29 protein-coding genes are annotated in these 26,547 nt (G+C 64.5%); 4 read left to right on the forward strand and 25 right to left on the reverse strand.

What is annotated here, in order from left to right; translation table 11 throughout:
* Positions 1-44: 44 nt before the first annotated feature.
* From HYH08_RS22035 to motA, 25 genes are all read right to left on the reverse strand, one after another.
* The gene (locus HYH08_RS22035) at positions 45-638 is read right to left on the reverse strand and encodes a transglycosylase SLT domain-containing protein (RefSeq protein ID WP_220011909.1); all 594 of its coding nucleotides are present in this window, start codon (positions 636-638) and stop codon (positions 45-47) included.
* On the reverse strand, positions 589-1,971 hold the full coding sequence (gene fliK, locus HYH08_RS22040; protein ID WP_220011910.1) for a flagellar hook-length control protein FliK: 1,383 nt from the start codon (positions 1,969-1,971) through the stop codon (positions 589-591). The genes HYH08_RS22035 and fliK overlap by 50 nt, the downstream gene beginning before the upstream one ends.
* Complete coding sequence (locus HYH08_RS22045) at positions 1,968-3,191, reverse strand: chemotaxis protein (RefSeq protein ID WP_220011911.1); 1,224 nt, start codon at positions 3,189-3,191, stop codon at positions 1,968-1,970. The genes fliK and HYH08_RS22045 overlap by 4 nt, the downstream gene beginning before the upstream one ends.
* Entirely contained in the window at positions 3,188-4,504 is a 1,317-nt protein-coding gene (locus HYH08_RS22050; protein WP_220011912.1) for a MotB family protein, read from the reverse strand. The genes HYH08_RS22045 and HYH08_RS22050 overlap by 4 nt, the downstream gene beginning before the upstream one ends.
* A gap of 5 nt (positions 4,505-4,509) precedes the next feature.
* A complete protein-coding gene (locus tag HYH08_RS22055; RefSeq protein WP_220011913.1) occupies positions 4,510-5,208 on the reverse strand; it encodes a hypothetical protein in 699 nt (232 codons plus the stop codon).
* On the reverse strand, positions 5,205-6,833 hold the full coding sequence (gene fliF, locus HYH08_RS22060; RefSeq protein ID WP_220011914.1) for a flagellar basal-body MS-ring/collar protein FliF: 1,629 nt from the start codon (positions 6,831-6,833) through the stop codon (positions 5,205-5,207). Before fliF ends, HYH08_RS22055 begins: the two co-directional genes overlap by 4 nt.
* Before the next feature lie 299 nt (positions 6,834-7,132).
* The gene (locus HYH08_RS22065; RefSeq protein ID WP_220011915.1) at positions 7,133-8,041 is read right to left on the reverse strand and encodes a flagellin N-terminal helical domain-containing protein; all 909 of its coding nucleotides are present in this window, start codon (positions 8,039-8,041) and stop codon (positions 7,133-7,135) included.
* 271 nt (positions 8,042-8,312) lie between these two features.
* Entirely contained in the window at positions 8,313-9,221 is a 909-nt protein-coding gene (locus HYH08_RS22070; RefSeq protein WP_220011916.1) for a flagellin N-terminal helical domain-containing protein, read from the reverse strand.
* 267 nt (positions 9,222-9,488) lie between these two features.
* Positions 9,489-10,394, reverse strand: a complete 906-nt coding sequence (locus HYH08_RS22075) for a flagellin N-terminal helical domain-containing protein (protein ID WP_220011917.1) — start codon at positions 10,392-10,394, stop codon at positions 9,489-9,491.
* Between the two features lie 285 nt (positions 10,395-10,679).
* Positions 10,680-11,420 carry a flagellar type III secretion system pore protein FliP gene (gene fliP, locus HYH08_RS22080; RefSeq protein WP_220011918.1) on the reverse strand — a complete coding sequence of 247 codons (741 nt, stop codon included), beginning with the start codon at positions 11,418-11,420 and terminating at the stop codon, positions 10,680-10,682.
* Positions 11,417-11,860 carry a flagellar basal body-associated FliL family protein gene (locus tag HYH08_RS22085; RefSeq protein ID WP_220011919.1) on the reverse strand — a complete coding sequence of 148 codons (444 nt, stop codon included), beginning with the start codon at positions 11,858-11,860 and terminating at the stop codon, positions 11,417-11,419. Before HYH08_RS22085 ends, fliP begins: the two co-directional genes overlap by 4 nt.
* Positions 11,861-11,902: 42 nt before the next feature.
* Entirely contained in the window at positions 11,903-12,610 is a 708-nt protein-coding gene (gene flgH / locus HYH08_RS22090; protein ID WP_220011920.1) for a flagellar basal body L-ring protein FlgH, read from the reverse strand.
* Positions 12,610-13,395, reverse strand: coding sequence for a MotE family protein (locus tag HYH08_RS22095; protein ID WP_220011921.1), 786 nt, complete (start codon positions 13,393-13,395; stop codon positions 12,610-12,612). The genes flgH and HYH08_RS22095 overlap by 1 nt, the downstream gene beginning before the upstream one ends.
* 67 nt (positions 13,396-13,462) lie before the next feature.
* Complete coding sequence (gene flgI, locus HYH08_RS22100) at positions 13,463-14,593, reverse strand: flagellar basal body P-ring protein FlgI (protein ID WP_220011922.1); 1,131 nt, start codon at positions 14,591-14,593, stop codon at positions 13,463-13,465.
* Positions 14,590-15,066 carry a flagellar basal body P-ring formation chaperone FlgA gene (gene flgA, locus HYH08_RS22105; protein ID WP_220011923.1) on the reverse strand — a complete coding sequence of 159 codons (477 nt, stop codon included), beginning with the start codon at positions 15,064-15,066 and terminating at the stop codon, positions 14,590-14,592. The genes flgI and flgA overlap by 4 nt, the downstream gene beginning before the upstream one ends.
* A gap of 13 nt (positions 15,067-15,079) precedes the next feature.
* Positions 15,080-15,868, reverse strand: coding sequence for a flagellar basal-body rod protein FlgG (gene flgG / locus HYH08_RS22110; protein ID WP_220011924.1), 789 nt, complete (start codon positions 15,866-15,868; stop codon positions 15,080-15,082).
* Between the two features lie 18 nt (positions 15,869-15,886).
* Positions 15,887-16,216: a flagellar hook-basal body complex protein FliE gene (fliE, locus tag HYH08_RS22115; protein ID WP_220011925.1), complete on the reverse strand. Its 330-nt coding sequence runs from the start codon at positions 16,214-16,216 to the stop codon at positions 15,887-15,889.
* 2 nt (positions 16,217-16,218) lie between these two features.
* Positions 16,219-16,635, reverse strand: coding sequence for a flagellar basal body rod protein FlgC (gene flgC, locus HYH08_RS22120; RefSeq protein ID WP_220011926.1), 417 nt, complete (start codon positions 16,633-16,635; stop codon positions 16,219-16,221).
* A gap of 11 nt (positions 16,636-16,646) precedes the next feature.
* Positions 16,647-17,024 carry a flagellar basal body rod protein FlgB gene (gene flgB, locus HYH08_RS22125; protein WP_220011927.1) on the reverse strand — a complete coding sequence of 126 codons (378 nt, stop codon included), beginning with the start codon at positions 17,022-17,024 and terminating at the stop codon, positions 16,647-16,649.
* Between the two features lie 85 nt (positions 17,025-17,109).
* Positions 17,110-18,195 carry a flagellar biosynthesis protein FlhB gene (gene flhB / locus HYH08_RS22130; protein WP_220011928.1) on the reverse strand — a complete coding sequence of 362 codons (1,086 nt, stop codon included), beginning with the start codon at positions 18,193-18,195 and terminating at the stop codon, positions 17,110-17,112.
* A 13-nt stretch (positions 18,196-18,208) separates the two neighbouring features.
* Entirely contained in the window at positions 18,209-19,249 is a 1,041-nt protein-coding gene (locus HYH08_RS22135) for a flagellar motor switch protein FliG (protein WP_220011929.1), read from the reverse strand.
* Positions 19,250-19,251: 2 nt separating this feature from the next.
* Positions 19,252-19,626 carry a flagellar motor switch protein FliN gene (gene fliN / locus HYH08_RS22140; RefSeq protein ID WP_220011930.1) on the reverse strand — a complete coding sequence of 125 codons (375 nt, stop codon included), beginning with the start codon at positions 19,624-19,626 and terminating at the stop codon, positions 19,252-19,254.
* A 76-nt stretch (positions 19,627-19,702) separates the two neighbouring features.
* A complete protein-coding gene (locus HYH08_RS22145) occupies positions 19,703-20,017 on the reverse strand; it encodes a hypothetical protein (protein WP_220011931.1) in 315 nt (104 codons plus the stop codon).
* Positions 19,998-20,936, reverse strand: a complete 939-nt coding sequence (locus tag HYH08_RS22150) for a flagellar motor switch protein FliM (protein ID WP_502788544.1) — start codon at positions 20,934-20,936, stop codon at positions 19,998-20,000. The genes HYH08_RS22145 and HYH08_RS22150 overlap by 20 nt, the downstream gene beginning before the upstream one ends.
* 2 nt (positions 20,937-20,938) lie before the next feature.
* Positions 20,939-21,835 (reverse strand): flagellar motor stator protein MotA, encoded by an 897-nt coding sequence (gene motA / locus HYH08_RS22155; protein ID WP_220011933.1) that lies wholly within the window; start codon positions 21,833-21,835, stop codon positions 20,939-20,941.
* 142 nt (positions 21,836-21,977) lie between these two features.
* Here motA and HYH08_RS22160 point away from each other — a divergent pair, with 142 nt between their 5' ends.
* From HYH08_RS22160 to HYH08_RS22175, 4 genes are all read left to right on the forward strand, one after another.
* Positions 21,978-22,769 carry a DUF1217 domain-containing protein gene (locus tag HYH08_RS22160; RefSeq protein WP_220011934.1) on the forward strand — a complete coding sequence of 264 codons (792 nt, stop codon included), beginning with the start codon at positions 21,978-21,980 and terminating at the stop codon, positions 22,767-22,769.
* Between the two features lie 3 nt (positions 22,770-22,772).
* Positions 22,773-23,501 carry a flagellar basal-body rod protein FlgF gene (gene flgF, locus HYH08_RS22165; protein ID WP_220011935.1) on the forward strand — a complete coding sequence of 243 codons (729 nt, stop codon included), beginning with the start codon at positions 22,773-22,775 and terminating at the stop codon, positions 23,499-23,501.
* A 36-nt stretch (positions 23,502-23,537) separates the two neighbouring features.
* Positions 23,538-24,863, forward strand: a complete 1,326-nt coding sequence (gene fliI / locus HYH08_RS22170) for a flagellar protein export ATPase FliI (RefSeq protein ID WP_220011936.1) — start codon at positions 23,538-23,540, stop codon at positions 24,861-24,863.
* A gap of 846 nt (positions 24,864-25,709) precedes the next feature.
* Positions 25,710-26,357, forward strand: coding sequence for a MarR family winged helix-turn-helix transcriptional regulator (locus HYH08_RS22175; protein WP_220011937.1), 648 nt, complete (start codon positions 25,710-25,712; stop codon positions 26,355-26,357).
* The last annotated feature ends 190 nt before the right edge of the window (positions 26,358-26,547 follow it).

Raw genomic sequence — 26,547 nt, forward strand, 5'->3', positions numbered from 1 at the left:
GGGCTGATGATTGGGAACCGTGCACAACTTTCAGGTTGTAGCGGTCATGTCGTCTTGTCAGTCGTCCTGGGTTGACACAGCGAGCGCGCCTTGTCGGTCCACGCGCCGAAGCCGCTGGAGACGAGATGAGCGACGATGTGGCAGACGTAGCGTTTCTGAGCGGGCTGATTGTTGGGTCCGGCGTTGTAGCGCGCAACCGCCATGGTCCAGCTGCCCTCGCGCTGCTTCAGCTCCTTGAGGAAGCGCGCGGCATATTCGACGTTCTTGGCGGGATCGAACATCGCGCGCACCGAGTCGAACTTGTCGCCGTGGTAATAGTGATTGATCTGCATGCAGCCGAGATCGATCAGCTTGATGCCTTTGGCGCGCATCGCCTCGAAATTCGCGATCGCATCGTTCATGTCCCTGGCGAACACGGTCTGTCCGTCCGCGCCAAGCGCGTAAGGGTAAAGAGCGCCGCGCCGGCCGGTCTCGGTGAGGCCGACCGCATAGAGGATGCCGAGCGGAATCCCGTGCTGCCGGGACGCACGCGCCATCTCGCGCTCGCAGGGGCGCGCATTTTCGGTCGCAGCTGCCGCGGCGCCCGCGTTACAGATAAACAGGACCGCGACGAGTCTGCGGGCCCACGTCCTGGTCATGACGCGTCTCCTGGTTGGACTGGCGCTCCTGGCGGGTCTGCTTCGCGCCGCCGTCCGATTGTCCCGACGAATTGCCGGCACCGTCGAAGGTGCCTTGCGACTGGGACTGGGGTTGTTGTTGCTGGCCGGCGAACTGCGGCTGCGATTGCGACTGGCTGGAACTATTCTGGAATCCATCCAGCGAACCGTGCTGGACCGGCGCGACGTCGGCGACGTAGCCCGCCGACTGCATCAGATCGCGGATTTGGTCACGCTGCTGATCCAGCATCGTGCTGGTGTCCTTGCGTTCGGCGGCAAGCTGGACGGAGACCTCGGCGCCAACGAGACGAAGGCGAACGGTGACATTACCGAGCTGCGGCGGCTCGAGATTGATGGTCAGAATCTTGAGCGGCTCTTGCGCGTTGGTCTGTGACGTCGTGAGGTCGGTGACTGCGGCCGCCGTCGGCGCGGCGGACTCCTTCAATTCGGTGACGACAGCGTTGGCGACCTGTTGAGGGGCATTGAATTGCGCCGGCGGCAGATGGGTTTCCTGCTGCACCACGGTGACCTTGGTCGCCTCGGGCAACGCCTCTCGCGCCGAGGCCTTGACTGCGCGTTCGACATTGGCGGTGACGGCCTCAAAACCAGATGTCGCGGGCATTGCGTTTGGCGCATTCTCGCCGCCTTGCGTCGAAGCGGCCTGCGCCGTCGCTACGGCTTGCGAAGCCGGACCTTGCGCGCGCGTATTGGCGGGAGCAGCGCCGGTTGGCGCGGAATCGGCTGTGCCCGCCTTCGCCGCGCTGACACCTTGAACGTCGCGCCTCGTGGCGGACGAACGATCGTCCCGCGTGGGCGCGTCCTTCCTCTCGCCGGCCGACGATTGCGTCTGCGGCTGAACCTGCGGCTTCATGGCGGGCGCCGCCGCGACCTCCTGCCCGACGATCGCAGCAATGCCCGGTCGGCTCTGCACGTCCGCCTTCATCGCCTGATCGACCGGAGCTTGCTTGTCCGACGACGCGTCAGCCGATTTTTCGGAGGCCTTGTCAGATTTGTCAGATTTATCGGCCGATTTGGGTTCCCCAATTACGTCGGCGCCATCCTGCGCCGTCGCGTCCGTCTTGTCCGGATGGGCCAGGCGCGCGCGCAACGTTCCGGCTTTCACGGTCGTATCGCCGCTCTCGTCGTTCAGCGCCCGCTTCGCCATGTTCGAAACGGTGTGGAGCAGATCGTTGAATGACGAATCCGCCTGCGATTTGGTTGCGGTGCCCTTGGCCGAACGCGACGTCCCGCGCATGTTGAGGCTCTCGGCGAGACCGGAGAAGAGCTGCCCGGAGGTTCCGCTGAGCTTGGTCATGGACGACGATCCCTGGTGAGGAGTTCGAGCTCGCCGAGCTGCTTCTGGGCGCGTGCGAGAGTTGCGGTCGACGATGCGAGATCGACACGCGCCGGCGTTACCGGAGGTTTTTCGGCCGCGGCGGCGGGGTCGCCCGCGAACGGTTTGCGGACATCGAGCGCGAGCTGAACCGTTGCATTGAGGAGCGGAACGTCACGCTCGAGCAGCTTCGACCGGTCGAGCGCCTTCAGCTCGGCGAGACCGCCGTCATATTCGTCGGTGAGCACTCGCGAAACACCCCGGAAGAAATGGGCTCGCTCGCGCTCGGCCGAGGCATCGGCGCTGAGCGTCAGCGCCCGCTCGCCGGCAAGCCGGGTCACGGCCATCCGTCCGCTCACCATCGCAGTGCGCGCGATGACGAGATAGAGCTTGAGACGGCTGGCGCGATCGATCTGCTCGAGCAGGTTGACGATCCGTGCGAACCGCTTCTCGTCCAGCGCGAGGCTCGATTGCGTCAGGCCGGAGGAGAAGCGCTGCCAGAAATCGCCGGCATAGATCGAGTTGCGGTAGTGGCGGATATAGGCCAGCGTCAGGAACTCGAACTTGTCGAACTCCTCGGCCTGTCCGACCAGTAGGATCTCGCGCCGCAGGGCCGCCTCCTCGACGAGCGTGCCGGGCAGCAGCAGGCGCGCGTCGTCCAGGCGCTCAATCGCGAACGATGCCTCGTTACGCGCGAACAGCGCGCCCTGGACCAGCGCGACCTGCCCGCCCAAGCCCGACGGAAGCGTCCGCGGCTTGACGTCCCTGAGTAGCTCGCGCGCCTCGTCCTGTCGGCCCTCGACATAGGCCAGCGCTCCGTCGAACAGCCGTCCGTCGACATTGATCTTGTCCCGCGGAAGCTTGCGGACCACCTGTGGCGCGCCGCCGCTGAGCAGGTAGATAACGACGGCCTGGCCGTTCTGCGCATTGTTCCACGTGCTCGCATCGGCGGCGAGGAACTTCTCGCCGATCTGCCGGATCAGCGCGATGTGGCTGCCATGCGCCGCGGTGTCGCCACTGGCGATGCCGTCCTGCACCGCCTGCAATCCGCGCACGAGCTCATAGGGCTCGTTCGCTGTCGAGGCTGGCGCCGGGGCCGCCACAGGTGCTGGCGTTGGCGCCGGTGCGGTCTCGGCCCATACGCGTGTGGCCGTCAGCGGCAACGACGTCAGCAGCACTGCGCAGAAGAGCGGCCTGATCAAGGGCGCTTCTCCCGGATCAGGATCTCGATCCGGCGGTTCTGCGCGGCCGCCGGATCGTTCTGAATCTTTGGCCGGCGATCGGCGTAACCCTCGACGTGCTCGATCCGCTGCGCATCCACGCCGGAGCGGACCAGCATGTAATAGGCCATCTGCGCACGGGCCGTCGACAGCCGCCAATTGTCGTAGGTCTCGGATTTGTACGGCCGATTGTCGGTGTGGCCGCGGACGATGATCGTGCCGGGACGCTTTGCCAGCAACGGCCCGATCTTGTCGATCACGCGGATCAGCTCGGGCCGCGGCTCGGCCGAGCCGACCGCGAACATGCCGAAGCTCGCATCGTCGGTCAGGCTGACCAGGAGACCTTCCTCGACCTGGCGTACCTCGGCCACCGGACCCGCGCCGGCCTTGATGTCCGACAGCGCATCCGCGATCGCGGATTGAAGCTGCTTGACGGTGGGCTGCTGGGCCTGCGCCGCATCGGAATTCCTGGCTTGATCACCGGAGCGCGGCTGCGCCGCAGCATTGGCTTGAGCGCCCGTCTGCGTATTGGCCTGGGCCGCGCCGTCGCGTTGGGCCGGCGACGGGGCTGGGCCAGGCGGCAGCAGGGGCGACAGGTTTGCGGACGAGGCATCCGTATTCGGAGCGATGCTTCCGCCGGCATCATCCTGCGCGGCACGGCGCGGTTGCGGATCGCCCGGCCCTGCTCCGGACGCATTGTCGCGCGAGGACGCGTTCGGCTTCGGCTCACTGTCGACAAAGCGATCCGAATCCTTGGACGATTGCGGCGTCAGCTTCCAATAGCCGGGATCGAAGGGATCGCGGTAGGCATCGCCACCCTTGAGGCCATCCTCTTCGGCGGAGGTCAGCGCGCCGGCGCGGCGCTGGCCCGTTGCCTGGTTCGCGCTGTTGGCGATCTCGGAGAGAGTCGCGTAGGGATCGCGGAACAGAACCTTCTCTTCAAAGGACGCCGGCTTCTCCGCCGTTGGCGAGTCGCCGCGCCGCTCTTCGTTGGGGCCAGCCGGCTGCCGCCTGCCGTCTTGCCCCTCGAATGTCGTGGGCTCCTTCTTGGAGAGATCCTTGAGCCCCTTCGGGGCGGGCGCGTTCTCCGCGAGCTTGATCGGGTTGAAATAGCTCGCAACGACCTGCTTCTGATCCTGGTTGAGCGCGTTGAGCAGCCACATGACCAGGAAGAACGCCATCATCGCGGTCATGAAATCCGCGTAGGCAATCTTCCATACGCCGCCGTGATGCGCCTCCTCTGCGAAGGCGCTGCGCCGGCGGACGATCACGAGTTCCTGCTTGACCTCTTCCATGGCTGTTACCGGCGCGCGTCCTTCAGGCGCTCGCCCCAGGCCGCGATCTGCGTTTCAATCACCGTTTGGTCTGCGACGACGCGGACTTCGACAGTCTCGGCGGCCTCGTACTCGATGCCCGTGCGCCTGGACGCCTCGAGCTGTGTCCTGACGAGGTCGAGCAGTTCGCTCGGCCCGGTGACCTTGAACACAGGCATCGGCGAATTGCCGGTCAGCGCCGCGATCTGCTCGACCAGCGATCCGATCGCCTTGTCGCGCACCGCGTCGGCGAGGAACGGCAGCAGGATGCGCGCGACCGAGCTTGCGATGTTGGTCTCGATCTCGCGGCAGGCCGTCTCGAAGCCGCTCACGATCGCGGCCGCCTGCTGGTCGGACCATTTGGACCGCTCCTCGCCGAGCCGGATCGCGCTGCGCACGCGCTCCTCGGCAACCCTGGCATCGCCTTCCGCAACACCGGCGGCATGGCCGCGACGATAGGCGTCGTCGAGCGGATTGACCTGCGGCGCTTCCGGCTCCGGCGCCGGCGCGGGCGACTGAATTTGGGGCTGCGGTTGGGGCTGACGCTGAGGCTGGGCCTGCGGCTCGCGCCGGGCCTCCTTCGGCCGCGTCAGCACGTCCTGGATCTTGGGCGGCGGAGGCGGCGGCGACTTGACCCGGCCATTCGCGTCGAACTGCGTCAGGAGTTTTCCGATAGCCGCGTTCATGCCGCCTCCTCGCGTCGCATCCAATCTTTAAGGATCGCTGCTGCCTGCATCTGATCGAGCCGGACAATCTGCTCGAGCCGCTTCTGCGGCGTTCGCTGCATCTTGCCTTCGAGGTCTTCAACGAGGTTGAGTTCGGGATCCTGGCCCTCGGCCAATGCAAGAGCCGACGCAGCTTCGAGTTCGGCGGCCTCGGCCGCTTCGCTTTGCTCCTGCGCCGCGCGATGGGTCAGAATGCCGTTGACCGCGGGCCGAAGACCGAACCAGACCAGCATCGAAGCAACGGCCAGGATCGTCACCGCATTGATGACGCTGCCGAGCTGCTTGTTGATCATCTCGACGAAGCTGATCGGCGGCACCGGCGCGAGCTCGCGCGAACCTTCGATGAAGTCGACGGCCGTGACCTGGATCTGGTCGCCGCGCGCCTTGTCGAGGCCACCGGCCGTCGCCGCGAGCTGGCTGATCTCGGCGAGCTTGCTGTCGACGATGGCCTGGTTGCTCTTGTCGCCGAGATCGGCAACGAGCCGCGCGCGGTTGACCAGCACGGCGATGAAGAGCTTCTTGACCGAGTAGCCGTCGCTCACCGTCGTCGTGGTCTTCGACGAGACCTCGAAATTGGTGACGTCCTCGCGGCGGGTCTTGTCCTCGCTGGAGTTCTTGGTGCCGCCGGCATTGACCTGCTGGTCGGGAAGGTTCTGCTGCACCGTGGTCGGCGTCGACCGGTCCGCGTTCTGCGACTTCTCGTTTTCACGCACGTTTCGTACCGAACGCTCGGCGCGAGCCTCCGGATCGTAGACGGTCTCGTTGATCTGGCGCTTGTCGGTCGAGAGCTGCGGGGCGACGCTCACCTCGAAATTGTCGAGGCCCAGATACGGCGTCAGCGCCTTGCGGATGTTCTCCTGCACCATGCCACCGACCGTCTTCTGAAGGCTTGCCATCTTGGTCGGCGCGGCGCTCGCCTCGTCCTCTTCGGCGAGCAGCATCGAGCCGTCGGCATCCAGCACGGTGACCTTGTCCTTGCTCATGCCCGGGATGGCTGCTGCGACGAGATGGCGGATCGACTGCGCCGTGCGCGCCTCGATCGCGCCGTCGGTGCGGAGCACGACCGATGCCGAGGGCGGCTGCTGCGTCGCGCGGAACGAGCCGCGCACCGGCAGCACGATATGCACCCGCGCCGCTTTCACGCCTTTCATCAGCTGAACCGTGCGCGCGATCTCGCCCTCGAGCGCCCGCAGCTTGGTCACTTCCTGCATGAACGAGGTCAGGCCGAGCGAACCGATCTTGTCGAACAGCTCGTAGCCGGAATTGGCGCTGGTCGGCAGCCCCTTCTCCGCGAGCAGCATCCGCGCCTGCATGGTCTGGCTCGGACGCACCGAGATCGCGTCACCGGCGGTATTGACGTCGAACGTAACGTTCTGCTCGCGCAGGGCCGCTCCCATGCGGGTCACGTCTTCGCGGGTCAGGCCGGTATAGAGCGTCTCGAATTCGGGCCGGCTCAGATAGTACGCGCCGCCGACCACGGTGACGAGCACGGCAAAGCCGATCAATCCCAAGGCCATCAGGCGTCGCGGACCAAGCTCCAGCAGATTATTGAGCAGTTGCTGTATCTGCGCACGACTGAACAGCATATGACCTCGTACCAATGCGAACGTAGAGGACACTCCGCTGCCAACCTTGTCTGAAGGTTGCGCGAGGACACGAATGTGTCAGTTCGCAGGCGAGACGTTGCAATCTTGCAAGAATCCGGCGCGAAATGATGGTTCGGCAGCAACAAATGGACGCGCGCGTGCGTGGCAGCACAATCGGCTGCTTCGTTGCAGGCGCATGGCGTCAGGGGGCATTGCGGGCACGTCATGTGCCGCCAAATCCGCCGCTCATGGCGGGGGCCGTGCTCCCGTGGGAGCACGGCCAGGTCCGAAGCCGAAGCTTACTTGAACAGCGAAAGGATGCTCTGGCTGTTCTGGTTGGCGATCGAGAGCGCCTGAACGCCGAGCTGCTGCTGGGTCTGCAGCGCCTGGAGGCGGGTCGATTCCGCGTTCATGTCGGCGTCGACGAGCTGGCCGATACCGCGATCCACCGAGTCCATCAGGGTCTTGACGAAATCCGTATTGGTCTGGATGCGGTTCTTGACGGCACCAAGGTTGGCGGCGGCCGAGGCCACCGAGTTGATCACGGCGGTGACCTGCGCGATGTAGGTATCGAGCGTGGTCTGGTCGGACGCCGCGTCGGTCAGCGAGGTGATGTCGATGTTATCGACCGAGACACCGCTGGTCTGGGTGTCCAGAATGCCGCCGGAGGTCGCGGTGTAGAGCGAAAAGTCGGAGATCGTCAGGGTGATGGTGCCGATGGTGGGCGTGCCGCTGACGCGGGAGAACGACGACACCAGGTCGAAGGTCGCCGGCGTCGAAGCGGTCGCGCTCAGCCAGTTCACGCCGTTGAAGGTCGCCGCGTCGGCGGTACCCTTCATCTGCTGCTGGATCTGGGTGATGTCCGACTGGATCTTGGCACGGTCGATACCGGCTGTCTTGGCTTCGACCAGCAGCGCCTGGAGTTTGGTCAGGCCGCCGGTCTTGTCGCCGACGACGGCGGTCAGAGCGGTGTATTCGGTGTCGACGGTCGCGGCCGACAGGCCGAGCGAGTCGGAGACGGCGGAGAGCGCGGCGTTGTCGGCGCGCATTGAAGTCGCGATCGACCAGTAGGCCGCGTTGTCCGAAGCAGTCGCGACGCGTTGGCCCGTCGAAATGCGGCTTTGCGTGGTCGCAAGCTGCGAGCTGACGTTGCGGAGAGTCTGCAGCGCGGTCATTGCAGACGAGTTGGTGAGCAGACTAGAACTCATTTTTTGACGTCCCCGTGGAAATGATTGAGTATTTTTTGGGACATACCGGGCTTGCACCGGTACGACGGGGCGGCATCATGCCTTTGAGTTGCAGAAAACTGCATTCAATCCATCGTAACGATGGCGATAGCACGCGAAGTTTGTGCGAGGCTTGCGGCTCCGCGACCGGACCGCAAGGAGCAGCCGAAACGGCGGCGCGCGGAACGTCATGCAAAAAATGAAAGAGCCGCGCTTCCTGCGAAGCGCGGCCCCCCTCAGATGGTTGTCAGACTTAGCGGAACAGCGAGAGGATGCTCTGGCTGTTCTGGTTGGCGATCGAGAGCGCCTGGACGCCGAGCTGCTGCTGGGTCTGCAGCGCCTGGAGGCGGGTCGATTCCGCGTTCATGTCGGCGTCGACGAGCTGGCCGACACCGCGATCAACCGAGTCCATCAGGGTCTTGACGAATTCGGTGTTGGTCGAGATGCGGTTCTTGACGGCGCCGAGGTTGGCAGCGGCCGAAGCGACCGAGTTGATCGCCGCGGTGACCTGCGCGATGTAGCCGTCGAGCGTGGTCTGGTCGGACGCCGCGTCGGTCAGCGAGGTGATGTCGATGTTGTCGACCGACACACCGCTGGTCTGCGTGTCCAGAATGCCGCCCGACGACGAGGTGTAGAGCGAGTAGTCGGAGATCGTCAGCGTGATGGTGCCGATGGTGGGCGTGCCGCCGACGCGGGAGAACGACGACACCAGGTCGAAGTTCGCCGGGGTTGAAGCCGTCGCGCTCAGCCAGTTGACGCCGTTGAAGGTCGCCGCATCGGCGGTGCCCTTCATCTGCTGCTGGATCTGGGTGATGTCCGACTGGATCTTGGCGCGGTCGATACCGGCGGTCTTGGCTTCGACCAGCAGCGCCTGGAGCTTGGTCAGGCCGCCGGTCTTGTCGCCGACGACGGCGGTCAGAGCGGTATATTCGGTGTCGACGGTCGCAGCCGACAGACCGAGCGAGTCGGAGACGGCGGAGAGCGCGGCGTTGTCGGCGCGCATCGACGTCGCGATCGACCAGTAGGCCGCATTGTCCGAAGCAGTCGCAACGCGCTGGCCCGTCGAAATGCGGGTCTGCGTGGTCGCGAGCTGCGAGCTGACATTGCGGAGAGTCTGCAGCGCGGTCATTGCAGACGAGTTGGTGAGAAGGCTCGAACCCATTTTGATGTCCCTTTGAGATTGATTGAGTGGGGACATACCGGACTTGCACCGGTACGGCAGGGCGGCGTCATGCCTTTGGGCTGCGGAAAACCGGTTAGGGCCCAACCTGCCGTAGCGACGACCCTAACCCGCGAAGCTTGTGTGGGGCTTGTGGCTCTGTGTCCTGACTGCAACAGGACGGCCCGAATTACGGCGCGCGCAGCGTCACGCCAAACGAAAGGGCCGCGCTTCGTGAGAAGCGCGGCCCTCCCTGCATTGTCGTCAGGCTTAGCGGAACAGCGACAGGATGCTCTGGCTGCTGTTGTTGGCGATCGAGAGCGCCTGCACGCCGAGCTGCTGCTGGACCTGGAGGGCCGCCAGGCGGGTGGACTCCTGGTTCATGTCGGCGTCGACAAGCTGGCCGATACCGCGATCGACCGAGTCCATCAGCGATTTGACGAATTCGGTGTTGGTCGAGATACGGTTCTTGACGGCGCCGAGGTTGGCGGCGGCCGAAGCAGCCGAGTTGATCGCAGCGGTGACCTGCGCGATGTAGCCGTCGAGCGTGGTCTGGTCGGACGCCGCGTCGGTCAGCGAGGTGATGTCGATGTTGGCAACCGAGACACCGCTGGTCTGCGTGTCCAGAATGCCGCTGGAGGTCGCCGTGTAGAGCGAGTAGTTCGAGACCGACAGGGTGATCGAGCCGGTGGTCGGGGTGCTTCCGACGCGGGAATAGGACGACACCAGGTCGAACGTCGCCGGCGTCGAAGCCGTCGTGCTCAGCCAGTTGACGCCGTTGAAGGTCGCCGCATCGGCGGTGCTCTTCAGCTGCTGCTGGATCTGGGTGACGTCGGCCTGGATCTTGCTGCGGTCGATACCGGCGGTCTTGGCTTGGACCAGCAGCGACTGCAGCTTGGTCAGACCGGAGTCCTTGTCGCCGATGGCCGTGCTCAGAGCGGTGTATTCGGTGTCGACAGTCGCGGCCGACAGACCGAGCGAGTCGGAGACCGCGGAGAGCGCCGCGTTGTCGGCGCGCATCGAGGTGGCGATCGACCAGTAGGCGGCGTTGTCCGATGCGGTCGAGACGCGCTGGCCGGTAGAGATGCGGGTCTGCGTGGCGGAGAGCTGCGAACTCACAGACCGCAAGGTCTGGAGTGCGGTCATGGCAGTCGAGTTCGTAAGCAGGCTTGACATTGCGAATGTCCCTTTGATGTACGCGTTACATTTTCACGAGGGGACATACCGGGCTTTCACCGGTACGGAGGGGCGGCATCATGCCTTTGGACTGATGTGGGTGGGGTCCAACCCGCCGTGCCGCATTGCTAACACGTCGAATCTTGCGCCGAGATTAAGATCGGCTTGAATTTCATAGCAATATCATATGGTTACTATTACCCTCCGGTAACCATAGAAGGGTACTTCGCGCTAACCAAGAAGCGGCACGACTCGCTAACCATGATCGGCGGGCAATCGCCTCGCTTACGAGAACGACCGCACGAGGCCAGATGCGAGCAGATTCCAGCCGTCGATCAGCACGAAGAACAGCATCTTGAACGGCAGGGCGAGGATCGTCGGCGGCATCATCATCATGCCCATCGACATCGTCAGCGTCGCCACGATCATGTCGATGACGAGGAACGGCAGCATGATCAGGAATCCGATCTCGAACGAGCGCCTGAGCTCGGAGATCATGAAGGCCGGGATGATGACGCGCAGGTCGATGCGCTTGTCATCGAACTTCTTGCGGAAGCTCTCGGCGGCCAGCGACTCGAAGGTTTGCAGATCCTTGTCGCGGACATGCGCCAGCATGAACTCGCGGAACGGATCGGTGATCTTCAGATAGGCCTCTTCCTCCGAGATCTCGTTCTTCATCAGCGGCTGGACGCCGGTGTCCCAGGCGCGGTCGAAGGTCGGCGCCATCACGTAGAACGTCATGAACAGCGCAAGGCTGACCAGCACCAGATTGGCCGGCGTGGTCTGGAGGCCGAGACCGGAGCGCAGGAACGACAGCGCCACCGCAAATCGCGTGAAGCTCGTCACCATGATGAGCAGGCCCGGCGCCACCGACAGCACCGTGATCAGCGCCATCAATTGGATGATGCGGCCGCTGGTGGAGCCGTTGCCCGGCGGCAGCAGCGAGTTGAGATCCGGAATCTGGGCCAGCGCCACCTCGGGCAGCACGACCAGAACCAACGCGAGCAGCAGGACTTTCACTCTCACTGGATCACCAGCGTCTCAATGATCAATTCGCGGATCTTGCCCGACGAGCGGATGTTGGCGCGCTCGGTCAGGTCGTCGCGCAGATGCTGGAGCCCGCGCGATCCCTCGAACTGCGTCACCGAGGCGGACCGCAAGTAAGTGACGATGTCCTCGCTGATATGGGCGGCCAGGATGCCGGCATCCTCGTCGCTCATGCTCTCGGTCACCATCGAGGCCTCGACGCGGGCCCAGTTGTTGGCGGGCGCGGCGAGATTCGTCACGATCGGGGACAGTTTGCGCAGTCGCGCGCTGCCGGCGTAGCTCGACGCGATCGGCGGCGGCGTGGCGCTCTTCTTCGCATCGGCGACGCGCTCGGCGGCCGCAAACAGATGCAGGCCGGCAAGTGCGCCCGCGCCGATCGCGACGAGGGTCAGCACCAGGATGGCCGCGATCAGGCGCATCACGTCCCCTGCCCTCGCGAAGCCGCCCGAAGGCTGCGCATCTCAGAACGGTGCCACGGCGTCATAGATCCGATGTCCCCATCCAGGCTGCTGCACGTCAGACAGATTTCCGCGACCACCGTAAGACACCCGCGCTTCCGCGATCTTCTCGTAGGAGATCGTGTTGGTTCGCGAGATATCGCGCGGGCGCACGATGCCGCCGACATTGAGCACGCGCATCTCGGTGTTGACGCGGAACTCCTGCGAGCCGCTGATCATCATATTTCCGTTCGGCAACACGTCGGTGACGATGGCGGCGATCGACAGCTTGATGTCCTCGGTGCGATCGATCTGACCGTTGCCCTTGATCTGGGTGTTGGTGCTGAGATTGGCGTTGGCGGAGCCCTTGTCGTTCCATCCCGCGACGTCCATCAGCCAGTCCAGCCCGAACTTGATCTGAGAATCGCGCGAGCGATCGGTCTTGTTGTCGAGCTTGGCCTTGTCCTGCATCGAGATGATGACGGTCACGACGTCGCCGGCGCGCCGGGCGCGGGGGTCGCGATAGAGATCGGTGCCGTCGTCCCAGGTCGAGCGATAGCTGACCGGCGTGCGCACGCGCGGCGTGACCGGAATTGGGTCAGCCTGCGTCCTGAGGCCGCTGCCGACCGGCGACAGTCGCGGGCCGGTCAGGACCTCGGCCGGATCGTTCAAGCATCCGGTCAGAAGCACCGACGACAGCAGCAGCGCCAGGATGAGGATCGGCTTTTTCATTATTTGGTCTTTCCGTCGTCGACGCGACGCATTCCGCCGAGCAAATCGGCAAGGTGCGCGGCGCGCGCCGTATCCATCTCGTTGAAGATCGCGCTCGAGCTCCTCGGGCTGAGCTTGGCGAGCACGGCAGCGGCGGTCTCGTCCGCCATGCCGGCGATCTGGGTGGCCGCGGCGTCTGGCTTCATGCGCGAATAGATCTCGACGACCTGTGCTTCGGCCTTCTTCAGGAAATCGTCGCGCAGCGCCATCCACTTCTCGTATTCGGCGCGCTTGGCCTCGACCTCGGCGATCCGCTCGCGGAGCAGGCTCTCGGCCTTCTCCAGCTCCTTGAGCTGCCAGGCGAGCCTGGCATCGACGGCGGGATCAGACACGTTGCTGCAGAACAGGGCGACCTCGTTATCCCCGGACGCGGCAGCCTGCGGCGGCGCGGGCTTCGGCGGCGCCGTCACGCTGCCGGGTTTGGCGGGACGAACTGGCGCCGCGGCGGGCGCCTGTGCTTGAGTACGTGCCGGTGCAGGTGCGGGCGTCTCGGGCGCAGGCACTGCGCCCGTCGTTGCGGGCCCGGAATCTTCGGCCGCCCAGGCTGTCGCCCGGATCGATGCGTTATCGGCAGGAATCGACGAGATAGGCTTCTGCTGCCCAGGCGCGCGGGCCCGAGCAAAGGACAGCAGGTTGAGCGGCTTCGACGATTTGGCTTCGTCCAGCGCAAGCACGGGCGAGGCGCTCATGAGCGCGGCGACCGCGATCAGGAGGAGGTGCTTGGCTTTGTGTTCCGGTTTCAGCATCGGGCCGCGCGCGATTCTCGGTCGAGACCTGAGCATTGAGCGACCAAGCTTGCACGACGCTTATGCATCATTGCACGATGACGTCGGCCTGGAGCGCGCCGGCCGTCTTGATCGCCTGCAGGATCGCGATGATGCCCGACGGCTTGAGGCCGATCTGGTTCAATCCGCGCACCAGGCGCTGGAGATCGACCCCGCTCAGGATCGCCACCTGCGATCCTGCTTCGTTGGCCTCGACAACGGTCTGGGGAACGACCACGGTCTGGCCTTGCGAGAACGGCGCCGGCTGCGACACCACCGGAAGCTCGGTGACGCGGACCGTCAGATTGCCGTGCGTTACAGCGACGGTCGATATCCGCACGTCCCGCCCGATCACCACCGTGCCGGTGCGCTCGTTGATCACCACCCGCGCCGGCGTGTCCGGCTCGACGGTCAGCTCGCCGATTTCGGCCAGGAACCGGACCGGCCCGATGTAGCGCGGCTTCGACAGCACGATCGTCCGGAAGTCGCGCTCGAAGGCGATCTGCGCCCGGTAGCGTCCGCCGGCGTAGCGGTTGATGGCATCGAGAATGCGGGTTGCGGTGACGAAATCGGGATTCTTGAGCTCGAGCACCAGGAATTCCATCTCATGAAGACTGCCCCTCACCTCGCGCTCGACCAGTGCACCATTCGGAATGCGCCCGGCGGTCGGCGTGCCCTGGCTGACGCTCTGCGCCTGGCCGCCCACGCTGTAACCGGCAACCGTGACCGCGCCCTGCGCCACCGCATAGACCGCGCCGTCCGCCCCGCGCAGCGACGTCATCACCAGCGTGCCGCCGAGCAGCGAAGTCGCATCGCCGAGCGAGGACACCGTGACGTCCATGCGCTCGCCCGCCCCGATCGAGGGCACGAGATCCGCGGTCACCATCACAGCCGCGACGTTGCGCGTGCGCAGCGTGGTCGGACGTGTGGGGTTGGTCGTGCTCGTGGTCTCGTTCCTGACGTTGATGCCCATGTTCTCGAGCATCGATTGCAGGGACTGCTCCGTGAACGGCGCGTTGCGAAGCGTGTCGCCAGTGCCGTTCAGGCCGATGACGAGGCCGTAACCGACGATCTGGTTTTCACGCAGGCCCTTGATGTCCGCGATGTCCTTGATGCGGACGGCGGCCTGGGCACTGGCGGCGAAGACGAGCAGGACGAGCGCGAGCAGGAATCTGGTCATGACCCGTCCGCGACCTTGACGGTGCCGTCCGGCTGAACGATCGCCCTGATGATCACGCCCGTGTCGGTGTTTCGCACCGGAATGAGCGCGCCGGGCGCGCCGGACTGCATGGCCGAACCGTAGGTGACGATCGACAGGCCGCTGTCCTCGACCACGACCTTCACCATGGCGCCGCGAGCGATGGTGAAGGGATCCTCCACCGAATTGGTCGGGATCGGCTGGCCCGGCAGCAGCGCGCGCCGCGCCATCCGGCCGACCAGCGCCTGCCGGCCCTCGATGAACATGGCGACGCCGAGCACGTTCGGCGCGAAGATGCGCTCCGTGATCATGTCGTCCCGGATCAGCTCGCCGGCGCGAATCGAGACGGCCGGCACGGGAAGCCGCTTCTCCTCGGCCACGGCGATGCGCGCCGAGACGAGAACCAGCAGCACGGCGGCCAACCCGCGCACGATCAGGCCCACCCTGTTCAACATGGACACACCGGAACTAGCGAAGGCCCTTCGATACGGTCGAGGCCATTTCATCCGAGGCCTGGATGACCTTGGCATTCATTTCGTAGGCGCGCTGCGCCGAGATCAACTCGGTGATTTCCTTGACCGGATCGACGTTCGAGGCTTCGAGATATTGCTGATTGATCTTGCCGTAGCCGGCATCCCCCGGCAGTCCGACGACCGGCGTGCCGGACGCGGTGGTTTCGCGATAGAGGTTGCTGCCCAGCGGCTCGAGGCCGGCTTCATTGGCGAAGTTGGCGAGATTGAGCTGGCCGATCTGCTGCGGGTTTATCGCAGTATCCAGCTTGGCGAACACCTGTCCGGTCGCGTTGACCGTGACCTGGACCGTTCCCTGCGGGATCGTGATCGCGGGGTCCAGCAGATAGCCGTCGGTGGTGACGAGCTGACCGTTGGGGTTGGGGCTGAACGAGCCGGCACGGGTGTATTGCACTTCGTTGTTGGGGCCAAGCACCTGGAACCAGCCGCGGCCGTTGATCGCGAGGTCGTAGGGATTGCCGGTCTGCGTGAGCGCGCCCTGGATGTGCAGCTTGCGGATCGCCGTCGCTTTGACGCCGAGGCCGAGATTGGAGCCCTCGGGGACCGGCGAAGAACCGTTGACGTTGGCGACGCCCTGCATCCGGTCCATCTGGTAGAACAGATCGGTGAATTCCGCGCGCGCACGCTTGTACGAAGTCGAGTTGATGTTGGCGATGTTGTTCGCGATGACTTCGATGTTGGTCTGCTGGGCATTCATGCCCGTGGCCGCGATGGCAAGCGATTTCACTTAACCCACTCCCTCAGATCAAATCGACATCCGGACGACTTCCTGGTAGGCCTGCACGACCTTGTCGCGAACCGCGACCGCCGTCTGCAGGGCCTGCTCGGCCGACATCAGCGCCTCGACGACCTTGCGAGTCGATTCCTTGCCCTGCATCGCCGAGATCGACGCCGCCTCGCCCGCCTTCAACGTGCCGATGGCGTCGGTCGTCACCTGCTTCATCACTGAATCGAAGCCGAACTCGTCACCGGACTGGATGGGGGACGTCGCGGCAGGCGAGATGGCCTGCGTCTCGGTGGCGCGGGACGCCGCCTGACCTGCGTTAATCGCGGTGGATGAAATCGCCTCAAGCATTGTCAGCTCCTCAGAAGGTCGATGGTCATGCCGAGCATCGACCTCACCTGTTTCACGACCTGGAGATTGGCTTCATAGGACCGGTTGACTTCCCGCATGTCCGCCATCTCGATCATCATGTTGACGTTCGGCATCTTAACATAGCCGGCCTTGTCGGCGGCGGGATGTCCCGGGTCGTATTCGACACGGTACGGCGTGGTATCGACCCCGATCTCCTTGACTTTCGCGAGCTGCGCGCCCGAGGCGCGGTCCATCGCGGCATCGAAGGTGATGGTCTTGCGCTGATACGGATCGGCACCGGCGGTGCGGCCCGTCGACGTCGCGTTGGCGAGATTTTCCGAGACGATGCGCATGCGCGTCGACTGCGCCTCGAGCCCGGAGCTTGCAACCGTCAGGGATGAACTCAGTGCGTCCAGCATGTCAAATCACCTCACTTCGCGCTCGCCAGCAGCATGCGGTGGAACGACCGCACGACCGCCGAGTTCATCGAGTAGTCGCGACTGACGTCGCTGCCCTTGATCATCTCCTGCTCGAGGCTCACGGAGTTTCCGGAGTGCACCACGTCCCAGCTGTCCTTCTTGGACGTCGTTCGCGTGTCGGCCTCGGCTGCGGACAGCTGCATGTGCGACGGCGATGTCGTCGCAAGCCTGACCGGAAGCGTGTCGAGCACCTTGTTGAATGGTTCGACATCGCGCGCCTTGAAGCCCGGCGTATTCGCATTGGCGACGTTGGTCGCGATGGTCTGCTGACGGAATTCCAGATACCGCGCCTGCGACGATGCGAGTTCGAAGAGATAAAGCGGTCCCACGACAGCCCCATTATGATCCGTTGATCAAACCCTAGGGCGTTAAGCTTTCGTCAAGCTGTTGCGCGACGTCACCATCCTCGGAAATCTACTGGACCTTCTCGGGTCGTGGCGCCTGCTTCGACTGCAGGAAGTAGATGATCTCGGCGACCGGCCGGAAGAACTCCGCCGGAATCACCTGATCGACCTGAACGGCCTCGTAGAGCGCGCGCGCCAGCGCCTTGTTCTCGATGACAGGGATTCTGTTCTGCTCGGCGACTTCGCGGATCTTCAGCGCGATCACGTCCATGCCCTTGGCGACGACGAGCGGCGCCGGATTCTCTTCGCGATTGTAACGCAGCGCGATCGCGAAGTGCGTCGGGTTCGCGATCACCAACGTCGCGCGCGCAGCCGAGCTGATCATCCGCTGCCGCGAGCGGTCGCGTGCCAGCGAGCGCAGGCGGGCCTTGATCAGCGGATCGCCCTCGGACTGCTTGTGCTCGTCCTTGATCTCCTGCTTGGTCATGCGCAGCTCGCGCCGCCAATGGAAACGCGCCCAGGCGAGGTCGATCGCGACCAGGACGATGGTGGCGATGCAGATCGCCGAGACGATGCGCATCGCGATATTGAGGATCATCTCGGGCAGCGCGACCGGATCGGTATACATCGCCTCGAACGCCTTTGCTTCCGACGAGCGCAGCACGACAACCACGACGGAAGTCACAGCGGCGAGCTTGAACATCGACTTGCCGAACTCGACGAGGCCCTGCGATCCGAACAGCCGGCTCCAGCCGCCAAGAGGGGAGATTCGCGAAAGTTCCGGCATGATACGGTCCAGCACCAGGCGCGGCGCGTTCTGCAGCAGCGATGCGGCAAGGCCGAACACCGTAATGATGACGACCGGCGGCACCAGGAATTGTACCGCCTGGAGGCCGACCACATTGAGCAGGTTTTGCACGTCCGCGCCGTTGCTGAGGGGGAAACCACCGGGGTCGTCGAGCAGGTTCTTCAGCGTCGGCGTCAATTTCATCACGCCCGGGCCGATCAGGAACGACAGGATCACCATCAGCGCGGACATCGAAGCAAAATTGGAAGCCTCCCGAGAGACCGGGATTTTGCCCTGATCGAGCGCATCGCGGACTTTCTTCTCGGTCGGCTCTTCTGTTTTGCTCTCCTGGTCGGATGATTCTGCCATGCCGGTTCAGCGGTCAGCGGAAGACCTGCTCATCCTCCTGGTCGGGGTTGAGCTCGATTTCACCCTTCTCGGCGAGGTCGAGCGCGAGGTCGGTGATGACGCGGCGCGCCTCCAGCACGTCGCGCTGATTCGACGGCTCGCCCATCGCCAGCTCGCTTTCGACGACGCGGCGGACGCGCGAGGCGACGGAGGAGAGGATCAGTTCGCGGAAGTGCTTGTCGGTGCCCTTCAACGCCACGACGATGCGATCGGTCGGCACCTGGTCGAAGATCATGGTGCGCGCCTTCGGCGCCAGGTTGATCACGTCGTCGAAGGTGAACAGCAGCTCCTTCAGCACCTCGGCCGACTTCGGCCGCTTCTCCGACAGGCTCTTCAGCATGTCCTCGATGTGGCCGCGTTCCATCTTGTTGATGATGTCGGCGACGCGGGCATAGGTGTCGGCGCCGAGGTTGCGGGCGAAGTTCAGCGTCAAATCCTCGTGCAGCGTCTTCTCGAGGACCTTCATCGCGTCGTCGACGATCGGCTTGAGGCTGAGCACGCGCCGCATCAATTCGTTGCGCAGGCTCGACGGCAGCTGGCTCATCACCTTGGCGGCACAGGACGGCTTGACCTTGGACAGAATCAGCGCCGCGGTCTGCGGATGCTCCTTGGACAGGTAGGTCGCCAGCGAGTTTTCCGACACCGACGAGACGCGATCCCAGACCGACCGGCTCGAATTGCCGAGCAGGTCCGACATGATCGCGTTGACCTGATCGGCGGGCAGCACGTCGCCGAGCACGGCTTCCAGACCGCCGATGGTGCCGAGGATGTTGGCGCCCATCGAGAACTGCTGGGCAAACTCCTCGACGATCGCCTCGAGCTCCTGCGCGGTAATGGGGCGCAGCTCAGCCGCGGCCTTGGTGACGATACGGATATCCTGCGGCTCGAATTGCGCGAGCACGCTCGCCGCCGCCTGCCGGCCCATGGCCAGCAGGAGCGCGGCGACCTTTTCCGTTCCACCCAGCGCGGCAACGCCTCGCTGCTTGATGGGAGCGATGCCGACCTGTGCCGCCATTGTCAGGTATCACCCTGCCCCAGCGGACCGACGATCTCCGTCAGCGAGACGCCGAAACGGGAATTGTCCTCTTCGACGACGACCACCTCGCCGCGCGCGACGATGCGACCGTTGACGACGACGTCGACGGGCTCGCCGACCCGGTGGTCGAGCGGCACCACGGCGCCGCGGCCGAGCTTCATCAGGTTCGCCACCGGAATGGTCGCCGACCCCAGCACCACCTGCATGGTGACGGGAATGCGCAGGATTGCATCCACATTGGCGAACTTGCCGGTCTCCTCCGCCGTGCGCGCGGCGATCTCCGCCAGCCGCTCCAGCGGAGATGCCTCGGCCTCTCCGGATGCAGGTGCAGACTCATATTCGAAGGATTGCGCCATTTGGTATCGCCTCTTGGTATTTCCACTCCCGGAGCGCCGTTACGCTCCGGTCGTCGTTGGCCTGCCGGTTTGGGCTTCAATGCTTGTTCACGTCGGCGCCGATCGCGGTCGCAGCGGATCCGAGTCCGCTTCTGGCATCCAGCGCCGCGATCGCCTCGTGGGCCTGATCGATCTTGGCGCTGAGCACGTTGGCGAGCCGTCCGAGATTGGCCGTGGAGTCGTGCGCCGCGGTGATGACCGTGTCGAAGGCGCCGGCTGTCTCGTGCACGATGGTCGAGAACTCACCCTGGTAGCTGCGCAGGCGCGCCAGCTCACGGTGCATCTTGGTCACCCGCATGCTGGTGAAGGCCAGCGCAATCAGCAGCACAGCATCAACGAGATAGGATATCATCGACGAACTCCCGTTTCTGATCGACGGGATCGGCCACCTGCATGGCGTAGTAGCCATCAAGCTGACCGATCTGACACCAGAACAGCACCTGATTATTGCTTTCGAGACGCGCCAGCGTGCGCGGCGTGGCCTCGAGCTCCAGGACCTGCCCCACCTTGAATTTCACGACATCGTCGAGGGTAATCATCTTCTCGTCGAGCACCGCGCTCAACGTCACCTCGGTGCGCTGGACTTCGCTCTCCATCTGCTCGCGCCAACGCGGATCGGTCGTGCGGCCGTCGCTGGCGGTGACGGTCGCAAGCTTCTGCCTGAGCGGGTTGAGCGCGGAGTGCGGAATGATCAGGAACATCTGGCCGCCGCGATAGAGCGCCTGCACCATCATGTTCGCGCAGATCGACATGTTGCTTGCGCGGCCGATCGCGAGCGAAGCCATCGCCGTCTCGACACGCTCGACGCGGAAGGTGACGTTCGAGGTGCCGGCGAAGGCGCCTTGCAGCGCCTTGGCGAACCGCTCGAACAGCGCCTGGACCAGCCGGATCTCGATGTTCGAGAAGGTGCGCTCGACGTCGAGCGGCGGCTCGGCGCCGTCGGAGCCGAACATCGCCTCGACCATCGTGAACACGAAGTCGCGATCCAGCATGATGATGACGCGCGAGTCCCACTGCTCGGCATAGAGCACGGCGGCGACCGCGTTGCCCTCGTAATCCTTGATGATGTCGCCGAGCGGGTCATTGGTGATGCCGTTGACCGAGAAATAGCAGGGCGTGCCGGCCATCGGCTGCAGGCTGTCGGTGCACGATGCCGCCATGCGATCGAAGATCACATTGAGCATCGGCATGCGTTCGATCGAGATACCCGCCGCATCGAGCAGGTAGTTCGGCAGCTGCTTGCGCTGATCGACTCCGACGTCTTCCATCATCGTCATGCCCGGGCCGCTTTCGGTTCAGCTTCAGTCGGAACGGCCTTGGGACCCGCGATGGTCTCGTTCTCGACGACGTCGATCGAGGGACGCTCGCTGCTCGATATCATCTTGCGGCCGTGCTCGACCGCGATCTGCGGCATGGCGCCGTTCATGAAGGCCAGCAACGTCTGTTTGACGATGATATAGGGCCGGCACTTCTTCTCGCGCGTCATCTTGATCTTGATCGCGAAGGGCGAAAGCACGCCGTAGGAGATGAAGATACCGGCGAAGGTGCCGACCAGGGCCGCCCCGATGAAGCCGCCCAGCAGCTTCGGCGATTGGTCGAGCGCACCCATCGCCTTGATGACGCCGAGCACTGCGGCGACGATACCGAGCGCCGGCATCGCCTCCGACACCGTCACCAGCGCATGGTAAGGTGCCAGCTTGCCCTTCACGATGGTGTGGATCTCCTCGTCCATCAACGCCTCGATCTCGTGCGTGCGCGCGTTGCCCATGATGATGAGACGGACATAGTCGCAGATGAACTGGAGCAATGATGGGTCACCGAGCACGCTCGGGAACGCCTTGAAGATCTCGGACGACGAAGGATCGTCGATATGTGCCTCGACCTCGTTGCGGCCCTTGCCCCTGAGCTCGCGCATCAGGGCATGCAAGGCTCCGAGCAGGTCGAGGTAATAGCGCTGTCCCGGCACCGCGTTGGTGACGGCCTGCATGCAGGCCACCCCGGTGTCGACGACCGTCTTCCACGGATTGGCCAGGATGAAGGTGCCGATCGCCGTGCCTATGATGATGACGAATTCCCACGGCTGCATGAGCACGGCGAGGTGCCCGCCCATGGCGGCAAATCCGCCGAGCAACGCCGCCACCGTGATGAAAATCCCCACGAAACTGAGCAACGCGCCACTCCATCGCCGATCCCATCGGGAATACCTAGTCGGCGAGCCTTGCGTGAAGCTGGCTTCCTGGTGGCCAGCCCCGCGCAAGCAATCGGCGGCAGCTTGAGGCGAAGTCGCAAGAGCGGCGACAGGGGCGCGTGCCATGCTATCGACCATCGCGGACTACACCAGACTGACCAAGGACATGAGCAAGTCGATGACGCAGGTCGCGACGGAGCCCGATGTCAGCCGCGAGACCGATTACTTCCTCAGCCACATCGGCAATGTGAAGACGATCGATGACTTTCTCGGGGACTATCGCCTCTACTCCTATGCGATGAAGGCCTATGGCCTCAGCGACATGACCTACGCCAAGGCGTTCATGCGCAAGGTGCTGACCGAGGGGGTCTCGGACTCCAATTCCTTCGCCAACAAGCTCTCCGACACCCGCTACAGGCAGTTCGCCACCGCCTTCAATTTCGCCGCGCTCGGCGACCAGGCCACGTCCACAACCGCAGCCACGACCGGCACGGCGACCCAATACGTCACGCAGACGATGGAGGAGCAGGCCGGCGACCAGAACGAGGGCCTGCGGCTGGCGCTCTATTTCACCCGCAAGGCCTCGTCGATCACGACCGGCTACCAGATCCTCGCCGACAAGGCGCTGACCCAGGTGGTCCAGACCGCGATGGGCTGGTCGTCGACCATCAGTTCGTCCGACATCGATGCCCAGGCCAAGCTGATCACGGACAAGATCGACCTCACCGACTTCCAGGACCCGGCCAAGGTCACCAAGTTCGTGCAGCGCTTCGCGGCGATGTGGGATGCGACCCAGGCCCAGAGCGACACCTCGACCAATCCGGCGCTGGTGCTGATCGCCGGCGCCTCGTCGACGTCGGTGACCCTGGACACCGACATGCTCACGACGCTTCAGAACATCCGGTTCAACAGGTAAATCATGCAATCGGCACTCTATGTCGGCTTGTCGGCGCAGGTCGCGCTCGAGAAGCGCCTCCAGACGATCGCCAACAACGTCGCCAACGTCAACACGTCCGGCTTCCGCACCGACGTCGTGAAGTTCGAGACCGTGCTGTCGAAGGCCGGCGCGAACCCGGTCGCGTTCTCCTCGCCGGGCGAGAACATCATCTCGCGCGAGCAGGGCAGCATCACCGAGAGCGGCAATCCGCTCGACGTCGCCGTGGTCGGCCAGGGCTTCATCGCTTTCGCAGGCCCCAACGGCACGGTCTATACCCGCGACGGCCGGCTCCAGATCGCCCCGAATGGCGACCTTCAAACCGTGTCCGGCTTCCCTGTCATCGATGCCGGCGGTGCGCAGATCACGCTCGACCCGAACGGCGGCCCGATCGCGATCTCGCGCAGCGGTGCGATCACCCAGGACAACAACGAGATCGGCACCATCGGCCTGTTCAGCATTCCCGCCGACGCCAATCTCGATCGTTACGGCAATTCGGGCGTCACGCCCGACCGGCCCGCGACCGCCATCGCCGACTTCTCCCGCGACGGCTTCAAGCAGGGCTATGTCGAGGGCTCCGGCGCCAATCCGATGATGGAATTGACCAAGCTGATCGCGGCCTCGCGCGCCTTCGACGGCACCAATTCGATGATCGAGGGCACCGAGAGCTCGCTCCAGAACGCAATCCGGACGCTGGGCGATCCGAGCAAGTAGACTGCGCGTGGCGCGTAATTTGGGTGGACGGTTTCCTTGAACGCTCTTCGGCAACTCGAGTGGGCGCTGCTGGAGCTTCAGCAGAGCACTCCCCTGGTCAGCGTCAGCGGCGCGATCTCCGAGATCGCGCCGACGCATTTCCGTGTCTCCGGCCTGTCGCGTTTCGTCAGGCTTGGTGAGCTCATCGGCGTCAATTCCGGCGGCAAGCCCCAGATCGGCGAGGTGGTGCGGATCGACAGCGAGGGCATCGTCGCAAAACCGTTCGACCGGGTGTTCTCGGCCGGCCTTGGTTCCGTCGCCTACCGGATGCCGCCGCTGTCCTTCGCGCCCGATCCGAGCTGGAAGGGCCGCGTCATCAACGCACTCGGCGCGCCGCTGGACGGACAAGGCCCGCTCACGCCGGGATCGCGCGCGGTCTCGGCCGAAGCCGAGGCGCCCTCGGCGATGAAGCGCGCGCGCGTTCACAAGCCGCTGCGCACCGGCGTGCGCGTCATCGACCTGTTCGCCCCGATCTGCGCCGGCCAGCGCGTTGGCATTTTTGCCGGCTCCGGCGTCGGCAAGTCGACGCTGCTCGCCATGCTCGCCCGCAGCCAGGGCTTTGACACAGTCGTGCTGGCCCTGGTCGGCGAGCGCGGCCGCGAGGTGCGCGAATTCATCGAGGACGTGCTCGGCACCGACCGTCATCGTGCCGTCACCATCGTCTCGACCGGCGACGAAAGCCCGATGATGCGGCGGCTGGCGCCGAAGACGGCCATGGCGGTCGCCGAATATTTCCGCGACCGGGGCGAATCGGTCCTGCTCGTGGTCGATTCGATCACCCGCTTCGCCCACGCTGCCCGCGAGGTCGCACTCGCCGCCGGCGAGCCCGCGGTCGCGCGCGGCTATGCCCCCACGGTTTTCACCGACCTGCCGCGCCTCCTGGAGCGCGCCGGCCCCGGCGAGGAGGGATCCGGTTCGATCACCGGCATTTTCTCCGTGCTGGTCGACGGCGACGATCACAACGAGCCGATCGCCGACACCATCCGCGGCACGCTCGATGGGCACATCGTGCTCTCCAGGCATATCGCCGACCAGGCGCGCTATCCGGCGGTGGACGTTCTGGCCTCGGTCTCCCGGCTCGCCCATAACGTCTGGGACCCCGAGGAGCGCGAACTGGTGAGCAAGCTGCGCGCCATGATCGCCAAATACGAGGACACGAGGGACCTTCGCCTGATGGGCGGATACCAGTCGGGGCGCGATTCGGGCCTCGACCAGGCGATCGACATGGTGCCGAGGATTTACTCCGCGATGCGGCAAGACGCCTCAGCCCGGCCAAGTGCCGACCCGTTCCGCGAGTTGAGGGACATGCTGAAGGGCGAGTAGCCGTGGTACGACGCGCCCTCGCTCCCGCTCTGCTCATCGTTTCGACTGCCGATCGTGCATGCCGCTGCGCGTCCAGCGCATGCACGGGCACCGCTTCCACCGCATTTCCGGCGCGCCGCTTCAACTGATTGAATGAGACGCCTGAGGCGGCCGCGATGAAGCCGCCTTACGGATGACTTGGTGGGCCGCGCCCGCAACAACTGCCGCGTGTATTCCTTGCGAGTTCCCTTGGCGATTCTCCGACAGATCGCACAAGTTGTGGATGACTCCGCGCGGATCATCTTTGTCGTGCACAAGCTTCGATCAACTTGCATCAACGACAGACAGCAGCGTGCTGTGCAATCAAACCGTCGCAGAGTTGCGTGCATGTTGCCTGCAGCACAGCGTATTGTGTTCACCATCATGTGTCCCAAACAGCGAGATTGTCTTGAACGTTACATTCGCCTGCGACGACATCCGATCAGCGGGAGCGTCTTGACTTGATTTTGTTGAGAAGCTCATTCATCGTTTCGACGGAATATAAGAAACGTCTGCGTGTGACTTGAACTTCAGGGGCTTCGGTTGAACATCTCCGATCCATCGTCCGCCAGTGACGGCAACTCGGACTTTCGTTCGACCACGTCACGATTGGCGTACCATCAGCACCACAGCTTCTTGCGCCGTGCCTTGCGGCTCCCATGTGTCCAGATCGGACGCCGGGCAGTCCGCGCCTGCGCGCGAGCGCAGCGCACGATGCACGTGTCGCTTGTTGCGGAAAATACGGGCGCTTGCGAAGGACTCACGCACAACGGCGGAAGGCGGCTCCGGGGCGCCGCAGACGACATTCCCGGGGCAAGGTAGGAATTTATGCCGTTGGCACGCGAGGCAGTCGAGCTGCTGGTTCAGGCGGCGCGAGCTTGGTATTTCGAAGGCAATCAGCATGGATTGCGTGATCGCGAATGGATGGCGCTGCGCTTTCTCGGCCGCGCCAACCGGTTTTCGCGCACGCCGTCGGCGCTCGCCGGCTTCATCGGCGCGACACGGGCGACCGCATCGCAGATCGTGAAGACGCTGGAGAGCAAGTCGTTTCTGGTGCGCAAGCCGTCGCATGAGGACAAGCGCTCGGTCGTGCTGCACGTCACCCCGCAGGGCGAAAAGTGCTTGAACCAGTACGATCCGATCAACCACGTGGTGAATGCGGTCACCTCGCTCGGCACCGAGGAGTGCGTCCGCTTGCGCGACTCGCTGCGGGAAATCCTCAATCATCTCGACGCAGCCCATCAGCGGCTCGACGCCAGCATCTGCCGCGATTGCATGTTTCTGGCCGAGCGCAGCCCCGGCCCCGGCCCGGCTGCCGCGAAGGGACGTGCCAGCGCAGAATTCATGTGCCGGCTGTATCGCGCCCCGATTTCCCTCGAGGAGACCGAACTGCTGTGCACGAGCTTCGAGCGCACCCGCGACCGTCCGAAGATCGAGGAGCATCTCGACCGCGCCCGTGTGGCGAGCCAGGGATGAGGCCGCGCAGGTAATTTCCGCGCGGATGCGGTGGCCAAGGCTTGCGTAAAGTTTCGCGGCTCGCGTTGCAGACACGCTTGTGCATTCTCGCGGCTGATTCACCCGAGCTTTGCTTCGTCACTTCGCCCTCTGATCCAAGAGGGCGCAGGGAAGACCGGGTGCCGACTGGCACCCGCGGTCCGCTGCGCAA

Source organism: Bradyrhizobium sp. BR 10289, assembly GCF_019455385.1.
Classification (GTDB): domain Bacteria; phylum Pseudomonadota; class Alphaproteobacteria; order Rhizobiales; family Xanthobacteraceae; genus Bradyrhizobium.

Excerpts from the sequence above, each read along its gene's own strand:
- HYH08_RS22150 (WP_502788544.1), bottom strand. The coding sequence starts at position 20,936 with ATGATGGAAGACGTCGGAGTCGATCAGCGCAAGCAGCTGCCGAACTAC.
- HYH08_RS22070 (WP_220011916.1), bottom strand. The coding sequence starts at position 9,221 with ATGGGTTCGAGCCTTCTCACCAACTCGTCTGCAATGACCGCGCTGCAG.
- flhB (WP_220011928.1), bottom strand. The coding sequence starts at position 18,195 with ATGGCAGAATCATCCGACCAGGAGAGCAAAACAGAAGAGCCGACCGAG.
- HYH08_RS22095 (WP_220011921.1), bottom strand. The coding sequence starts at position 13,395 with ATGCTGAAACCGGAACACAAAGCCAAGCACCTCCTCCTGATCGCGGTC.
- HYH08_RS22085 (WP_220011919.1), bottom strand. The coding sequence starts at position 11,860 with ATGCGCCTGATCGCGGCCATCCTGGTGCTGACCCTCGTCGCGATCGGC.
- HYH08_RS22065 (WP_220011915.1), bottom strand. The coding sequence starts at position 8,041 with ATGAGTTCTAGTCTGCTCACCAACTCGTCTGCAATGACCGCGCTGCAG.
- fliF (WP_220011914.1), bottom strand. The coding sequence starts at position 6,833 with ATGCTGTTCAGTCGTGCGCAGATACAGCAACTGCTCAATAATCTGCTG.
- HYH08_RS22050 (WP_220011912.1), bottom strand. The coding sequence starts at position 4,504 with ATGGAAGAGGTCAAGCAGGAACTCGTGATCGTCCGCCGGCGCAGCGCC.
- flgF (WP_220011935.1), top strand. The coding sequence starts at position 22,773 with ATGCAATCGGCACTCTATGTCGGCTTGTCGGCGCAGGTCGCGCTCGAG.
- HYH08_RS22160 (WP_220011934.1), top strand. The coding sequence starts at position 21,978 with ATGCTATCGACCATCGCGGACTACACCAGACTGACCAAGGACATGAGC.
- flgC (WP_220011926.1), bottom strand. The coding sequence starts at position 16,635 with ATGCTGGACGCACTGAGTTCATCCCTGACGGTTGCAAGCTCCGGGCTC.
- fliN (WP_220011930.1), bottom strand. The coding sequence starts at position 19,626 with ATGGCGCAATCCTTCGAATATGAGTCTGCACCTGCATCCGGAGAGGCC.
- HYH08_RS22135 (WP_220011929.1), bottom strand. The coding sequence starts at position 19,249 with ATGGCGGCACAGGTCGGCATCGCTCCCATCAAGCAGCGAGGCGTTGCC.
- flgA (WP_220011923.1), bottom strand. The coding sequence starts at position 15,066 with ATGTTGAACAGGGTGGGCCTGATCGTGCGCGGGTTGGCCGCCGTGCTG.
- fliE (WP_220011925.1), bottom strand. The coding sequence starts at position 16,216 with ATGCTTGAGGCGATTTCATCCACCGCGATTAACGCAGGTCAGGCGGCG.
- flgI (WP_220011922.1), bottom strand. The coding sequence starts at position 14,593 with ATGACCAGATTCCTGCTCGCGCTCGTCCTGCTCGTCTTCGCCGCCAGT.
- HYH08_RS22055 (WP_220011913.1), bottom strand. The coding sequence starts at position 5,208 with ATGAACGCGGCTATCGGAAAACTCCTGACGCAGTTCGACGCGAATGGC.
- HYH08_RS22145 (WP_220011931.1), bottom strand. The coding sequence starts at position 20,017 with ATGATATCCTATCTCGTTGATGCTGTGCTGCTGATTGCGCTGGCCTTC.
- HYH08_RS22075 (WP_220011917.1), bottom strand. The coding sequence starts at position 10,394 with ATGTCAAGCCTGCTTACGAACTCGACTGCCATGACCGCACTCCAGACC.
- HYH08_RS22175 (WP_220011937.1), top strand. The coding sequence starts at position 25,710 with ATGCCGTTGGCACGCGAGGCAGTCGAGCTGCTGGTTCAGGCGGCGCGA.
- flgH (WP_220011920.1), bottom strand. The coding sequence starts at position 12,610 with ATGAAAAAGCCGATCCTCATCCTGGCGCTGCTGCTGTCGTCGGTGCTT.
- fliK (WP_220011910.1), bottom strand. The coding sequence starts at position 1,971 with ATGACCAAGCTCAGCGGAACCTCCGGGCAGCTCTTCTCCGGTCTCGCC.
- HYH08_RS22035 (WP_220011909.1), bottom strand. The coding sequence starts at position 638 with ATGACCAGGACGTGGGCCCGCAGACTCGTCGCGGTCCTGTTTATCTGT.